Below are 16413 nucleotides of genomic sequence, written 5' to 3'. Positions count from 1 at the left end.
CTCTTCACCGTAACCGGAATGGCCGGGAGTTCTCCGGCGATCCGCAATCACCGGTTTGCTGACCTTCGGTAAAGGACAAGGGACACAGGGACGCACGCGGCCAGGATGACCAGCGACGAGCCCACCGCATACCCCACGGCATGGTCGGCGACCCACCCGGTCGCGGTCGGGAACATCGGTGGTGCCTCGTTCCCGAACAGCTGCCGGCAGGCGGTCGCGACGGCGGTCACCGGGTTCCATTCCGCGATGGTCCGCAGGGGTCCGGGGAGGCTCTGCGCGGAGATGAACGCGCTCGACAGGAATGTCACCGGGAACATCCACAGGAAGCCTATACTCTGTGCCGCTTCGACATTCGGCGCCGCCAGGCCGCTCACGGCACCGACCCAGGCCATCGCGATGGCGAAGAGTCCGATGATGCCGAAGGCGATCGCGGCGTCGGCGGCGCTGCCGTAGATCCGCCAACCGATGGCCAGGCCGCAGGCGACCATCACCGCCAGTCCGACGGCGCCCAGGAGCATGTCCGAGGTGACCCGGCCGCTGATGACACCCAGTCGGGTCATCGGCAGTGAGCGGAGGCGGTCGATGATCCCGTCCGAGGTGTCGTTGGCCAGACCGACGGTGGTGAAAGCGGCATTGAACACGACGGTCTGCGTGAAGATCCCCGCCATCAGGAACTCGCGGTACGAGCTGCCGCCGAAGGTCGCGCCGAAGACATAGGCGAAGAGGAAGACGAACATCAGCGGCTGGATCGTCGCGCTGATGAGGAGTGTCGGGATACGTTTGACGGTCAGTAGATTTCGTTCGACCAGTACTGCGGTGTCAGTGAACACGGGCTCGCTCCGATCGGCTGGGCGGAATGTCGGTTACGTCCGCGAAGTTGTCGTCTGTTTCGACGACAACCTCGGCAAACCTGTTGACCGCCTTGCCATTGATGTCCGGTTCGGCGAACGTGATGTCCGACTCGGTTGGCGTGTCGGCGATCTCGTCGACCGGAGGGGTGTTGTCGCCGGACCGATCGGTGAGTGTCAGGAAGACGTCGTCGAGGGTGGGTGTCGACACGGATGCGTCGACGACCTCGATGCCGGCCGTCGACAGCGCCCGGACCGCCGCGACCGCACTTCGGGTGCCGGCGTCGACGGGAACAGACCAGCGCACCGAACCGGTGTCGGTGTCCGATCCGAGGTATTCTGCCGGTCCGACGCCGATGTCGGTGAGGGAAGCCGAGACCCGCGCGTCCGCGTCGTCCGTATGGGGTACAACGACTTCGACGGTGAGTATCGACCCGCCGGTGGCGGACTTCAGCTCCGCCGCGCTTCCCTGGGCCCGAATCGTGCCGTGGTCGATCACGGTGATCTCGTCGGCGAGAGCGTCGGCCTCCTCGAGGTACTGCGTCGTCAGCAGAACCGTTGCACCGGAGCTGACCTGCTCGGCGATGACCTCCCACATCTGGCGTCGTCCGCGTGGATCGAGTCCGGTCGTCGGCTCGTCGAGGATCACCAGTGAGGGGCGGTTGATGAGGGCGCCGGCGAGATCGAGGCGACGCCGCATCCCGCCCGAGTAGGTCCGCATCGGCCGGTCGGCGGCATCCTCGAGGTTCAGCTCCGCGATCAATTCGCGGGCACGTTCCGATGCCACCGCGCGCGGTTGCCCGTACAACTGACCGACCATGCGCAAATTCTCGAAACCGGTCAGGTTCCCGTCCACGGCGGCGTACTGGCCGGACACCCCCACGATCTTCCGGACCGCGCCGGGATCGGCGATGGCATCGATACCGTCGACGACGACCGAGCCCTCGTCGGGGGTCATCAGCGTCGCCACCGCGCGGACCGTGGTCGTCTTGCCCGCGCCGTTGGGGCCGAGGAGGGCGTGCACAGTTCCGGTGGGGACCGAGAGATCCAGGCCGTTCAGGGCGTGGACCCGCGGGCCGCGGCCGAACAATCCGGTGCGGAAGGTCTTCTGCAGCCCGCGGAGCTCCAGCGCGTACGGTGACGCCCCACGGTCAGGGGTGTCGTCAGCGATACTGTGTCGCCCCACGGGTGACCTCGCTTCCCTCGTCCTGTGCACTTTCCATCGTCCGGATCAGGCTGGCGGGCCGCATGTCTCGCCAGTTCTGTTCGACGTACTCGAGGCATTCGTCGTGACCGGACGGGCCGAAGACGGTCCGCCAACCGTCAGGCACGGGTGCGAACTCCGGCCACAGCGAGTGTTGGTTCTCGTGGTTGACGAGCACCCGGAAGACTCCGTCGGTGTCGTCGAAGGGATTGGTCATCACTTCTCCTGTCGTGTGGCGGACGCCGGTTCTCCCGGCGATACACCGATGGCATGTACCCAGTCGGACACGTGCTCGGGCAACATCATTCGTGCATGCGTGCTGTGCGACTCGATCTCGACGACCCGTCCGGTCACCTTCGAGGACCAGGCCTCGACGGCGGGCGCGCCGGGCTGAGGGTCGACGGTGGCGGTGACGAAGGTCAGGTCGCCGTCGTAGACACGCGGCCGCCACTTCTCCGCGAGCGGTGAGGCGTGGCGGAACACCTCGTGGACCGTGCCCAGGGTGTCCCGCGTGAGGCCACCGAGCGCTCCGCCCACCGAGGAGATGATGCGGTGGGCATCGGCTACGGTGAGTTCGTCTGTGCCGGAGAGGTCTTCGCTGTCGAGGTCGAGACCGAACTCGCGCATCAGGTCGGTGATCGACGCCTCCGCGTCGAGGTCCGGCCGCTCGGAGATGACGTAACTGTCGAGCACGACGAGCCGGGCGACCTCATCGCCGGCCTCGCGCAGCTGCACCGCCATCTCGTGCGCGATGAGTCCGCCGAGCGACCACCCGACGAGGTGGTACGGACCCTCCGGTGCGACGGTCCGGATCTGCGCCACGTAGTCCGCGGCGAGGTCGCCGATCGAGCGAGGGCAGCGCTTCCCGGACAGCGCCGGATGTTGCAGTCCGTACAGCGCCCGGCCGGCGGGCAGATGGGGCAGGAGCGAGGTGAAGCTCCACGACAGCCCGATCGCCGGATGGACGACGAACAGCGGTGGCTCGCCGGGATTCCCTGTGGTGTCACCGCGTTGCCGACGCAGCGGCAGGAGCATGTCCAGCCCCGCAGTGCCGGACTGTTGCGACGGATCGGTCGGCGCCGCCCCGTCGATCCCCAGTGCCGCAGCGAGTTCCGCCGGGCTCGGCGCGCCGAACAGTGATTGCGCGGACACCTGGCGGCCGGTCCGTTCGGTCAGGCGTGCGGTGACGGCGGTGGCCAGTAGGGAATTGCCCCCGAGGTCGAAGAAGCCGTCGTCGGCCCCGATCGTGTCCGGGGCGACTTCCAGGACCTCGGCGAAGACCTGCGCGATCGTCGTCTCCCCACCCGGGGCGGGTGAACGACGGGTGGCGTCATCGGTGGGTGCGGGCAGCGCCTTGCGGTCGAGCTTGCCGGTGGGGGTCAGCGGGATGGAGTCGAGCAGCGTCACCGAGGTCGGCACCATGTGCCGGGGGAGCCGGCGACTCACACGGCGTCGGAGATCGGCGGGGTCCGGTGCGGCTCCGTCGGTCGCGGTGACGTAGCTACGGAGCTTCGCCGCCGCAGCGGTCCCGTCGACGAGGGTCACCGCGAAGTCGACATCCGGCTCGGTTGTCAGGGCGTCGTCGATCTCGCCGAGCTCGATCCGGAAGCCGCGGACCTGCACCTGGGTGTCGCCGCGGCCCACGTAGACCAGTCGCCCGTCCTCGGTCCAGCGGACCAGGTCGCCGGTGCGGTACATCCGACGCCCGGCGAAACGCGGGCCGGTCACCATCGGTGCCGGCACGAAACGGGTCGAGGTGAGGCCCGGCCGGCGATGGTAGCCACGCGTGATCTGCGGTCCCATGAGGTAGAGCTCGCCCACCACCCCGGCCGGGACCGGATGGAGACGCTCGTCGAGAACGAGCGCGCCCACTCCGTTGTTCGGCGTGCCGATCGTCAATTGACGGTTGGGTGTGAGGGATTCGCTGCCGGTGATGATGATCGTGGTCTCGGTCGGACCGTACACGTTGATCAGGGTGCGTCCGGGAGCCCAGCGCCGGACCAGGTCGGCGCCGTAGTCCTCACCGCCGACGGCGAGCGCCCGCAACGAGGGCACCGCGGCCGGCGACATGCTCGCCACGGCCGCGGGCGTGATGAACGCATGGGTGACCTGCGCGGAGTCGATGACGTCGCTGAGGGCCTCACCGCCGTAGACCTGCGGACCGACGATGACCAACGGCGCCGAACCGGCAAGGGCGAGCAGCATTTCCAGGACCGACGCATCGAAGCTGGGCGACGCGAAGTGCAGCACCCGCGACATCGGACCCGGGGCCATCCGGTGGGCGAGTTCGTCGTGCACCGGACGCAGCCCGGAATGCGGCACGAGCACACCCTTGGGTCGTCCGGTCGAACCGGACGTGTAGATGATGTAGGCGAGCTGATCGGGCCGGATCGTCGAACCGCGTTCGGAATCGGTGATCGGCGAGGGCGACGAGTGCTGCAGCCGGGTCATCGTCGACGCGTCGTCGAGAACCAGCAGCGGTGTCGGATCCCCGGCCATCCCGGCGGCGATGGATTCGCCGGCCGCCGCGGTCGTCACGACGAGCCGTGCACCACTGTCGCCGAGCATGTGAGAAATCCGGTCGGCGGGATAGGTGGGGTCGATCGGCACATAGGCAGCACCGGTTTTCACGATGGCCCAGATCGCCACGAGGGACTCGATCGACCGCTGCACGGCCATTGCGACCACGTGTTCGGCGTCCGCGGCGCCGACGCCGCGACCCAGCAGGACGCGGGCCAACCGGTTCGAACGGGCGTCGAGCTCTGCATAGGTGATGGTCTCGGGAGACTCCGGCGAGCCCGCCATCGCCGCCACACCATCGGGGTTGCGTTGCACGGCCTGCGCGAACAACCGGTCGAGCGTGGTCGGCATCTGCGCCGGACGTCCGAGTGACGGTGTGCGCTCGGCGATCTCGAGCGGGTCGGTGATCCGGATGTCGCCGATCGGGCGGCCCGGGTCGCCCAGCATGCCTCGTACGACCCGCATCAGGCGCGTGGCCAGGAGTTCGGCATCCTGTCGGCGATATCGAGCGGTGTCGTAGGTGACCTGGAGTGTGGCGTCGCCGTCGCGCATGCCGGTGAGCGTGAACTGAAGGTCGAATTTCGCTTCCGGGGAATCGAATTCGGCGATCGACGCGCGGAGTCCGGCATCCATCTCGATGGTCGCCGCCGGCAGGCCGTCGGCCGGAACCCCGGTGTTCCCGGCGGTGTAGTCGTGGACCGACAGCGCGACCTGGAACAGCGGATGCCGTCCGGGGGTGCGCGGCGGGTTCAGCGACGCGACGATGTCGTCGAACGGCAGGCCGCGGTGGTCGAGTGCGTCGACGTCGGCGTCGCGAACCCGGCGGACGAGTTCGGCGACCGTGTCGGCCGCCGCCAGACGCGTTCGCAACGGCACGACGTTGACGAACATGCCCACCACACCGCTGTAGTCCTGGTCGGCGTCGTGCCCGATGCGATTGGAGACCGGGCTGCCGACGACGAGATCGTCGCCGAGGCCGAGCCGGGTCAGCAGGATCGCCAGCGCCGTGTGCAGCACCGAGAACGGCGTGGTCGACTGCTCACGGGCGAAGGCGACCAGGCCCGCTCGCGTGTGTGCCGGAAGCCCGAGACTCACCGAGCCCGCTCCGGACTCGGATGGCTGTGCGTCATCCGTCAGCGGCGCGACGGTGGTCTCCGCCGGGGCATCGGCGAGGGTCTCCTCCCAGAAGCGGAGGTCGTCGGCGAGACTCTCGGCGTCGGCACTCGCCAGCGCGTGGTCGCGGTAGTCGACGACGGCCGGTGGCCAGTTCTCGGCACGGCCGCGTCGACGTTCGCCGTAGGCCCGGGTGAGGTCGGCCACGAGGATCGGCAACGACGCACCGTCGGCGGCGATGTGATGCAGGACGAGCACGAGTACGTGTTCGGTCTCCGAGCCGATGGTCGAGCTGTCCGCGACGAGTGTTGCGGTGATCGGAGCACGCCGGGTGAGATCCATCGACCGGGTTGCGGACCGGGCGATCTCGGCGGCGACGTCCGTCGTCCACTGCACGGTGAGCTCCCCGATCACCGCCTCCGGGTCGTCGAGCACTCGACCCATGGGGCCGTGCTCGCCGGGTTCGAAGACGGTACGCAGGCTGGTGTGCCGGGCCACGATGTCGACGAGTGCGCCGCGCAGCGCCGGCACGTCGAGTTCTCCGCGAAGACGCAGCACGAAGGGCATCAGGTACTCCGTGGATTCCGGGTTCGCGGTGGCCATCGAGTGGAGTCGACGTTGGGCGGGCGCCAGCGGGAAGCGCTCGGGCCGGGCCGAAAGCCGTTCGGACGCGGTGTGTTCGGGTGCCCCCGAGATGGCGCCGGCCTGGGCCGGCGCGCTCGCGTCCCAATCCTCCGGGAGCACGAGCAGCGGCGCCAGCGATTCGGCTGTCGGATGGTCGAACACGTCCCGGACCCGGAGGCGCTCGCCGGTGTGAACGCGGTTGATCCGGCTTACGAGCGTGGTCGCCTGCAGCGAGGTGCCGCCGAGGAGGAAGAAGTCGTCGGTGGCCCCGACCTCGTCGGGACGGAGATCGAGAACGTCGGCGAGGATCTGCGTCAGGGCGTTCTCGGCGGGGGTGCGGGGAGCTCGGCCCGACGCCGACAACGTGGTCGTGGCGGGATCGGGGAGTGCCCGATGATCGAGTTTCCCGTTGCCTGTCAGCGGGATCGAGTCCAGCACGACGACGGCGGACGGGACCATGTGGCGCGGGAGTCGCTGCCGGACGGTGTCCAGGATCGCAGCGGTGTCCGGTGCGCCGGTCGGATCGGTGAGGGTGACATACCCGACCAGCACCGCGTCGGCCCCCTGTCCGCGGACGATCGTCGTCGCGAAGTCGACGCCCTCGGAGGCGTTCAGCGCGGCCGTGACCTCGTCGAGTTCGATGCGGAAACCGCGGACCTTGACCTGGTTGTCGCTGCGGCCGTGGTAGATCAGCGATCCGTCGGCGTCGCGCCGGACGATGTCGCCGGTGCGGTACATGACGTCACCCGAACCGTCGGGTCGGGCGACGAACCGGGCGGAGGTCGGTCCCCGCCGATCGAGATATCCGCGGGCCACGCCTGGTCCGCTGAGGTACAGCTCGCCGGGCACGTGGTCGGGCACCGGGCGCAGGCGGTGGTCGAGGACCAGTGCGGTGCAGTCGGTGACCGGGGTGCCGATGGTGACCGGCCCTCCCGGACGGAGCGGCCGCGACATGACGGCGACGATGGTGGTCTCGGTCGGACCGTAGGAGTTGATGTAGCTGCGGTCGGCTCCCCAGCGTGCCACCAGCTCCGGCGTCGAGGCCTCGCCTCCGACTCCCAGCGTGCGCAGCAGAGGAAGTGGATGCGGGGCGGCGGTGGCCAGCGCAGCCGGGGTGATGAACGCGTGGGTGACCGCGTGCTCGTCGATGAAGTCGACGAGTTCGTCACCGCCGTAGATCGTCGACGGGACGATCACCATCGTCGCGCCGATCTCGAAGGCCAGGAGGAACTCGAGCATCGCGGCGTCGAAGGCCGGGGAGGCGAAGTGCAGGGTGCGGTCCCCGGGCGCCACCCGGTAGCGATCGCGTTGCGCTGCACCGAACGCGGCGAGCCCGCGATGGGTCACGCTGACGCCCTTGGGCTTTCCGGTGGAGCCGGAGGTGTAGACCACGTAGGCGAGCGAGTCGGTGTGGCGGGGACCCGCGAGTGCGTCGGCATCCGGGGTCGGGCTTTCCCACGGGACACCAAGGATGCCGGGGGAGGCCCACCAGACCTCCTGCGGCATCTCCGCGAACCGATCCGCTGACGTGATGCCCAGGCGGGCCCCGGAGTCGCTGACCATGTGGGCGATCCGGTCGGCGGGGTAGCGGGTGTCGACGGGGAGGATCGCGGCCCCGCTCTTGGCCACTGCCCAGGTCGCGATCACCGACTCGACGCTGCGCTCGAGTGCGACGGCGACGACATCATCGGTGCCCACCTTGAAGGCCTGCAGGTTGTGCGCCCAGATCGTCGAGATCTCGTCGATCTCGGCGTAGGTCAGACCGCGACCGGAATCCTCGACGGCCACCCGGTCGGGATACCGACGCGCGGTGGCCGTGATGATGTCGGCGAGGTGGCGCGGTGTGATCGTGGGTTCGCCGACCGGTTGCGGGTCTGCGGTCGTCGTCAGGGGGAGATCGTCGAGGGGGACCTCTGGGTGTGCCGTCGCGGCGTCGGCGAGGTCGACGAACATCCGGGCCAGGGCCTCGACGCGAGCGCGGGTGTGGACGTCGGTGGCGTAGGTGAACCGTGCGTGCCCGTCCCGGATCCGCAGCTCGAGATCGAAACGGGCCACGCCGGTGTCGATCTCGTCGGCGTCGATTCGGAGGTCGGGGATCCCGGAGCCGGCGTCGAGCGGACCCGATGCCCCGCCGTCGGTGGAGGCGTCGCTCGTCTGCGCGTCGAAGGCGAGCGCGATCTGGAAGAGCGGATGCCGACCGGTACGCGGCGGATTGACCATCGAGACGATCCGCTCGAAGGGCATGTCGGACTGCGAGAGTGCCTCGAGGTCACGGTGTCGAACGGAGTCGAGCAGCGTCGCGAAGCTCTCACGACCGTCCACCGGGGTCCTCAAGACCACCGAGTTCACGAACATCCCGACGACGCCGGCGAGCCGGGGGTCGTTGCGCCCGGCGACCGGGGTACCGATGACGATGTCGGAGGCCGCGCCGTCTACATGGGTGGCGGGATCGGCGTGCAGACGGTGGAGCAGCGCCGCGAACAGTGCGTGCACACTCATGAATTCGGTTGCGCGACCGGGGGAGACGGTCATCAGCCGGCGACGGATCTCGGCGCCGAACTCCACCTCGACGACCTCGGCACGTCGTGCCCGCCCGGCCGGGGCGTCGGGGATCAGGATGGGACCGGCGTCGATCCCGTCGAGCTCGCGCCGCCACCATTCCGTGAGCTCGCCGTGGTCGGCGAGGTTCTCGGCCTGCCACCGCAGGTAGTCGAGGTAGTCGATCGCGGCGTCGGTCACGGGCTTCGCGCCCGCTGCGGCATCCTCACGGAGTTCGGCGTAGGTGCGGGTGATGTCCCGATGGAGCGGGATCATCGACCACCCGTCGGCGGCGATGTGGTGGATGACGATCGACAGCCGGTGGTGCATGGCGTCGCCGTCGATCCGATGCAATGCGGTCCGCAGCGGGAGGTCGGTGGTCAGGTCGAACGGGCAAGCGGCGAGAGCACGGGCCAGGTCCGGCCACTGCGCTTCCGTGGTGTCGGTGACCGCGAGATCGAGAGTCACGGCGTCGGCGGGGCGCACATCGAGGACAGGCCTGCCGTCGAGGTCCGGATACACGGTTCGCAGCATCACGTGACGGTCGACGGTGTGCCGGATCGCGGCGGCGAGTGCGTCCACGTCAAGCCGGCCACGGAGATCGAGTGCGAACGCGATCGCGTAACCGGCTGTCGCGGAGCCGTCGCCATCGGCGGCCTCGCCGACGGCGAGCTGATTGAGGAACCACAGCTGCTGCTGGGCGGGGCCGGGCTCGACGGGTGCGTCGGGATCGTGCACGAGACGGGGGATGCGCGTCTCGTCGTTGTCCGCTCGCTCGGTGTCCCGTCCGGGCACGAGGCGAGCGATGGCGGCGACGGTCGAATGGTCGAAGACCTCACGCACCGGTATCCGGTGACCGGTCAGGTGCTCGAGCGCACCGACGATCTGGGTCGCCAGCAGCGAGTTCCCGCCGAGGTCGAAGAAGTCGTGATGACGGCCGACGGTACCGGGTTCGAGGTCCAGACGTTCGGCGATGAGGTCGGCCACCGCCTGCTCGGTCGGCGTGAGCGGCGCGACATACACGACGCCGGTCTCGGCCGGCAGGGCCTCCGGCGCGGGCAGCGCTCGCAGGTCGACCTTGCCGATCGGTGTCGTCGGGATCTCGTCGAGTTCGACGATCGTCGACGGGATCATGTGCCGCGGAAGACGATCCGACAAACGCTCACGCACGTCGGACGCGGTGTCGGAGGTCCCGTCAGTCATCGTCACATACGAGACGAGATGAGCGCGGTCGCCCTCGCCGTGGGTGGTCGTGACCGCCGCACGCACCGCGGCGTCGGCGACGAGCACGGCGTCGATCTCGCCGAGTTCGATACGGTGACCGCGGACCTTGGTCTGATGGTCGGCGCGGCCACGGAACTCGAGCTCGTGATCGGGCGTCCAACGCACCAGGTCGCCGGTGCGGTACATCCGCTCGCCCGGATCGCCGAACGGGTTGGCGATGAACATCTTCGAGGTCAGCGGTCGTACCCCGTGATACCCGCGGGCGAGATGCTCACCGGCGATGTACAACTCGCCGACCGCGCCGGGGGCGACCGGCTGCAGTCGTTCGTCGAGCACGAGCGCGGAGACGCCGCGAATGGGCCGTCCGATGGTCAGCGTCCGGTAGTCGGGTTCGATCGGCGACGACACGGCCGCGACGACCGTGGTCTCCGTCGGGCCGTAGGCGTTGAACAGCCGCGGCCCGCTCGACCACGTACGCACCACCTCAGGGTTCGGATGCTCGCCGCCGATCACGAGGGCCTCGAGTTCGGGGACGTCGTCGGGCGACATGGTGGTGAGCACGGACGGGGTCAGGAAGGCATGGGTGACATGGCCTTCCCGCATCAGCTCGGCCAGTTCGGCGCCGCCGACGATGCCCGGCGGGACGATGTGCATCGTCGAACCGGCCGCGATCGCCATCAGGATCTCGAGCACCGACGCGTCGAAACTGGGCGAGGCCATGTGCATGGTCTGGCTGTCGGGGGTGATCCGGTACTGCGTGACCTGCTGCGCCGCGAAGTCCGCGAGACCGCGATGACTGACCACCACGCCCTTGGGCGTGCCGGTGGTGCCGGAGGTGTAGATCAGGTAGGCGGGCTGGTCGACGTCGAGCGGGCCCGGGCGTTCGCCGGACGACACCGGCGCGGCGGACATCCGGCGCACCGACTCGATGACCTCACCGTCGTCGAGAACGAGAGTTTGCGGGAGATGCCCGGGGTTGCTTGCCGCTTCGTCGGCCAGTGCTGTCCGCGGGTCGGCGGACCGGTCGGTCAGGAGCAGGCAGGCACCGGAGTCGCCGAGCATGTGAGCGATACGCGCCGCCGGGTAGGCCGGGTCGACGGGCACCCACGCGGCCCCCGACCGGGCCACGGCCCACATGGCGATCATCCAGTCCACGCCTCGGGGAAGCGCCACCGCGACATGACGTTCGGGTCCGGCGCCCCGTTCGATCAGCAACCGCGCGAGCCGGTTCGACGCCGCATCGAGGTCTCGATACGTCAGCGACCGCGTGCCATCGGTGATGGCGATCCGATACGGGGACGACGCGGCGGCCGTGGACAGCAGCGTCGTCAGATGCTCGACGGGTCGGCGTCCCTCGCCGACCGCGGGAACGAGATCGAGTCGCTCGTGGAGATCGAGGACCGGGAGGTCGCCGACCGCGGAACTCGGCTGTGCGGTGGCCGCCTGGAGCAGGCGGTCGAGGCGGGAGGAGAGCGCGGTTACCGTGGACCGGTCGAACAGTGCCGTGGCATAACCGATCTCGAGAGAGATTCCGGCGGGCTCGCCGTCGGTGTCCTGCACCTCGGTGAAAGTCAGCTGGAGGTCGAAGGTGGTGTATCCGGTGTCGACGCGTGACGCGGTGGCCGAGAGCCCGGCGAAGTCGAGGCGGATGGCCGAACGGTCCTCCAGTGCGAGGGACACCTGGAAGAACGGATGGACATGCGACGACCGGTCCGGATTGAGTTCGGTGACGAGACGGTCGAAGGGCAGGTCGGCGTTGTCGAAGGCGTTGAGGTCGACGTCGCGCACGTGCGCCAGCAGGTCGACGAACGCGGCGTCCTTGTCGACCGCCGTGCGCAGTGCCAGTGTGTTGACGAACATGCCGACGAGACCGTCGAGGTCGGCGTCCCCGCGCCCCGCGACAGGTGTTCCGACGATGACGTCCGACGACCGGGACAACGACCGCAGCAGGGTGGCCACGGCGGCGTGCAACACCATGAACACGGTGGCGCCGGTGGCGGCGGACAGGTCTCGGATGGCGCGGTGCGTGTCGGGTGAGAGGGTGTGGGTCACCGACGCCCCCGATGCGTCACCACGGCCGGTACGCGGGCGGTCGAGTGGGAGGTCGGTCTCGCCGGGGGCGTCCGCGAGGGTGGCCCGCCAGAACTCGAGTTCGGCCGTGGCGCCGCTGCTCGCGGACAGCCAGGCATGACGATCCGCACTGACCTGCGAGTACGTGACGGGCAGTGCGGCCCAGTCGGGTTCGTTGCCGTCGCGCCGGGCGCGATAGGCGGTGGCCAGGTCACCGGCGAGGGGCGCCAACGACCATCCGTCCGCGGCGATGTGGTTGACCACCATGGTGAGGCGGTGGTCATCGTCGGAGGTACGGACGAGACGCGCCCGGATCGGCAGGTCGACGCCGAGATCGAAGGTCTGGGAGGCGAACTCACGGTCGGGGAGGTCGCGCACGTCCTGTGCCCGCAGGACCGGCAGGTCGACGGTCACCGTCTCCGGCGAACGCGGCGACACGAAGGCGACGCCGTCGCGCTCGACGACGACGCTGCGCAGCGGTTCGTGGCGGACGATGACGTCGGTGAGGGCCTGCCGCAGGGCGTCGGTGTCGAGCATGCCGACGAGCCGGACGGTGAAGGGCATGTTGTAGGTGGCCGCGCCGGCCGGATCGAGGCGGGTGGCGAGCCACAGCCGGTGCTGTGCCGGCGACAGGGGTACCGGGGAGTCGGCGAGGACGGGTGAACCGGTGCGGGCGGAGGTGCTCTGCGGGGAATCGTCGGCCCCGACACCCAGCTCGGCGAGCGCGTCGACGATCCCGCCGATGTCCGCGGCGTCGAAGATCGTGCGGATACCGATACGCCGGCCGGTCGCCTTCGACAGACGGGAGGCCACCCGGGTCGCGGACAGCGACGTGCCGCCGATGGCGAAGAAGTCGTCGCGCAACGAGATCGGCGCGCTCTCCGTCGAATCAGGGTCCAGTCCCAGGACATCGGCGACGGTGCGCACGACGAACCGGTCGAGTGCGGTTTCCGGGGCGACGAACTCGCGGTCGGTGCGGAGTTCCGGCCGGGGGAGCGCACGGCGGTCGAGCTTGCCGTTCGAGGTGGTCGGGAGCACGTCGAGCACCATGATGGCCGTCGGGATCATGTGCGCGGGCAGCGCCGACTCCAGTTCGCTCCGCAGCTCGCGGGTGTGCAGGTCGGCGGTGCCGCTGACGTAACCGACGAGGACGGGTCCGTCGACGACGAGATCGTCGCGGACGACGACACCGGCGGTGGCGACCCCGTGTAGAGAACCCAGCGTCGACTCGATCTCGCCGAGCTCCACTCGCTGACCGCGGATCTTCACCTGGGAGTCGGTGCGTCCCAGGTATTCCAGTTCACCGTCGTCGTTCATGCGGACGAGATCGCCGGTGCGGTACAGCCGTTCGCCGCTTCCGGCAGGGGAGGCGACGAATCGCGCCGCGGTGAGATCAGGCCGTGCCCGGTAGCCGCGGGCGAGTTGGACCCCGCCGAGGTAGAGTTCGCCGACCGCGCCGGGCGGTTGCGGGCGCAGGCGGTGGTCGAGGACGTGGACGCTGGTGTTCCACACCGGTCGGCCGATGGGCACGACCGGGACGTCCGGACGGCAGGCGTCGTGGTGGGTCACGTCGATGGCCGCCTCGGTGGGGCCGTAGAGATTGTGGATCGGCGCGGAGGTGAGTGCCGCGGTCGCACCGACCGTGCCCGGCGTCAGTGCCTCACCGCTGGTGAAGATCTGACGCAGCGACTTCAGGGTCGTCGTGGGGCGCCGGTGTGCGCCGCCGGGGCTGTCGGAGTCGTCGGCGAGAGCCGCCGAGAACGTGGTGAGCATCGACGGGACGAAATGCACGGTGGTGATGCGGTGTTCGTCGATCACGTCGCGCAGGTACCAGGGGTCGCGGTGCCCGTGGGCGGAAGGGACCACGAGCGCGGCGCCGGTGACGAACGGCCAGAAGAACTCCCAGACCGACACGTCGAAGGTGGCCGGGGTCTTCTGCAGGACGCGGTCGGACTCGGTGAGGGAATACCATTCCTGCATCCATCCGAGCCGGTTGACGATGGCACGGTGGGTGATCGCCACGCCCTTGGGCTTGCCGGTCGAGCCGGAGGTGAACAGCAGGTACGCCGTGTTGTCGGGGCCGGCGACCGGCGCCGGTTCCGGTCGGGCGGGGTTCGCGCGCAGCTCGGCCAGATTCTCGTCGGTGAGGACGAGATCCGGGGCGGCCACCGCCAGGATGTGCTCGAGACGGTCCGCCGGCTCGTCGGGGTCGACCGGGACGAAGGCCGCGCCCGCCCGGACGACGGCGTGCAGAGCCAGCACCTGATCGACGCTGCGGCGGAGCCGGACGGCGACGGTGCTTTCCGCTCCGATGCCGCGATCCTGGAGCGCCGCCGCCATGGACCGTGCCTGCCGGGCGAACTCCGCCTGGGAGAGCGGCCGGGATTCGGTCGAATCCCGCGGGTGCGCTGCGATGAGGGCAGGTGCGTCGGGATGAGCTGCGGCTGCCTCGTCCAGCAGGTCGACCAGGGTGCGCTCGCCGAGTTCGACGCGGGCGCCGGTGGAGTGGTGCGACAACTCCGCGTACTCACACTCGCGCAGCACGCTGACATGGGACACCGGGGCGTCGGGAGCGGCGGTGACGAGAGCTCGGAGGAACTCGACGAGCCGCCGGTGATGGGTGGCGATCTCATCGTCGGAGTAGATGTTCGGATTCGCCTCCAGGTCGACGCTCATACCGCCGTCGAGGCTGTCGTAGACGTTGACCGAGACGTCCTCGATCGGTCCGGTGGACAGCACGTTGAGCTCACCGTGCATCGGTCCGAAGTCGATGTGCTGGAAGAACAGCATCACGTTGACCAGCGGTCCGAAGAACCCGCGACGGGCCCCGGCGGCCCCCAGGATGTCGGCGACGATGTCCTCGTGGCGGTACTTCTGGTGGCGCACGGCGCTCTTGATCTCCGCGTTGACGGCCGCGAGCAGATCGGCCACGGTGGCGTTGTCGTCGAGTGCGACGCGCAGCGGGACGACGTTGGAGATGAGGCCCGCGGAGGTACGCAGGATGTCTCGGTCGCGTGCCGCGACCGGAAGGCTGAGGACCGCCTCGTCACGATCGGTGAACCGGGCGACGTACGCGGCGACGGCGGCGGTGATGACCGACGCCGGCCGCACCCGGTGAGTCCGTGCCAGGGAGCGGATGCGAGTGACAAGGTCATCGTCAAGGGTCGCCGAATTGACCTTCGACAGCGGCGCTGCCGGGCCGGAACGCCTGGTCAGAGTGGCTGACTCGGGCAGCTCGGCCAGATGCTGCGACCAGTACTCCCGATCGGCGATGAACTTCTCCGAGGTTCGGTACTCGACGTCCATCGCGGCGATCTCGGCCATCGTCGCGGTGTCCGCCAGGGGAGGCGGGGCATCGTTGACGATCGCCGTGTAGTGCGACGAGACGCGGAGCATCAGATACATGGCGGCATAACCGTCGTACCCGATGTGATGCCCGCGGCAGTACCAGATCGAATGTCCCGGACCGATTCTGAGCAGGTGTGTGTCGAGGAGGGGATCGGAGAACATGTCCGGACTCTTCGACCGGTGGTCGTCGATCCAGGCCAGCGCGGCCGCGCGCGGGTCCGCGGCGTCGCTGAAATCCTGTGTGCCGACGAACAATCTGCGCGACCGGTCGATGGTAAGGGTCGGTTCGGCGTCGTCCGTCGGGGTCAGCCGCAGCATGGAGGCTTCGGTTTCCAACTCGGTCAGAGTCGTCGCGCGCTGCAGGATCTCGGGATCGATGTCGACCGGAGCACCGTCGGAACCCGATGTGTCGCCGCGGAACTCGATGTACGCGTCGATGGTGAGCGGCACATCGGGTTCGAGCTCCTGGGCGTAGAAGATGCCGCGCTGGGCGGCCGTCATCGGGATCGTGGGGTCGGGGTCGGACGTGCTCTCGATATGGCTGGTGTGCCGGATCGTGTCTTCAGTGGTCACGCATGCCTCCCCTGTGAACGGGCGCCTGGCAGTCGGGAACCGAAGTCCTGAGAAGGCCAGGTCGCGCGTGTCGTGCTGGACGTCGGACCTCGATGGCGTGAAGAATGTGGTCACGCTCGGGTCGAAGCAGATCCCCCCGGACTCGTCAACTTGTCGGGTGCCCCGCCGGCCGCAGATCTGCTTGCTGCGCTCCGGACGGAGAAGGCCGTACTGATCGCTCACGGTTTGAATCGCTCAGTGCGGGCCGGTCTCGTCCCAGGAGTGCTTCGTGTGGGGCACTGGTCCAGATGGGTCCTATGCGAAGAAAGTCTTTCCCGGTTCGAGCGATTGCTAAACGCCCGAGGCTGTCCG

At 69.1% G+C, this 16413-nt stretch carries 4 protein-coding genes; all 4 read right to left on the bottom strand.

Going from position 1 to position 16413, the window contains the following annotated elements:
- Window positions 1–47: 47 nt before the first annotated feature.
- From RVF83_RS00780 to RVF83_RS00765, 4 genes are read right to left on the bottom strand one after another with little or no spacing between them, the layout of a single operon-like run.
- Window positions 48–830: an ABC transporter permease gene (locus RVF83_RS00780; protein WP_005197651.1), complete on the bottom strand. Its 783-nt coding sequence runs from the start codon at window positions 828–830 to the stop codon at window positions 48–50.
- Window positions 820–2034, bottom strand: a complete 1215-nt coding sequence (locus RVF83_RS00775) for an ATP-binding cassette domain-containing protein (protein WP_005197649.1) — start codon at window positions 2032–2034, stop codon at window positions 820–822. Before RVF83_RS00775 ends, RVF83_RS00780 begins: the two co-directional genes overlap by 11 nt.
- On the bottom strand, window positions 2012–2269 hold the full coding sequence (locus RVF83_RS00770) for an MbtH family protein (protein WP_005197647.1): 258 nt from the start codon (window positions 2267–2269) through the stop codon (window positions 2012–2014). The genes RVF83_RS00775 and RVF83_RS00770 overlap by 23 nt, the downstream gene beginning before the upstream one ends.
- The gene (locus tag RVF83_RS00765) at window positions 2269–16062 is read right to left on the bottom strand and encodes a non-ribosomal peptide synthetase (RefSeq protein ID WP_005197645.1); all 13794 of its coding nucleotides are present in this window, start codon (window positions 16060–16062) and stop codon (window positions 2269–2271) included. The genes RVF83_RS00770 and RVF83_RS00765 overlap by 1 nt, the downstream gene beginning before the upstream one ends.
- Window positions 16063–16413 lie beyond the last annotated feature (351 nt).

The organism is Gordonia rubripertincta, assembly GCF_038024875.1.
Classification (GTDB): domain Bacteria; phylum Actinomycetota; class Actinomycetes; order Mycobacteriales; family Mycobacteriaceae; genus Gordonia; species Gordonia rubripertincta.
Note: the sequence above shows the minus strand (reverse complement) of the source record. Positions and strands in the feature narration are given on the sequence as shown.

Coding starts and splice junctions, on each gene's coding strand:
- RVF83_RS00770 (WP_005197647.1), bottom strand. CDS start 2,269: ATGACCAATCCCTTCGACGACACCGACGGAGTCTTCCGGGTGCTCGTC.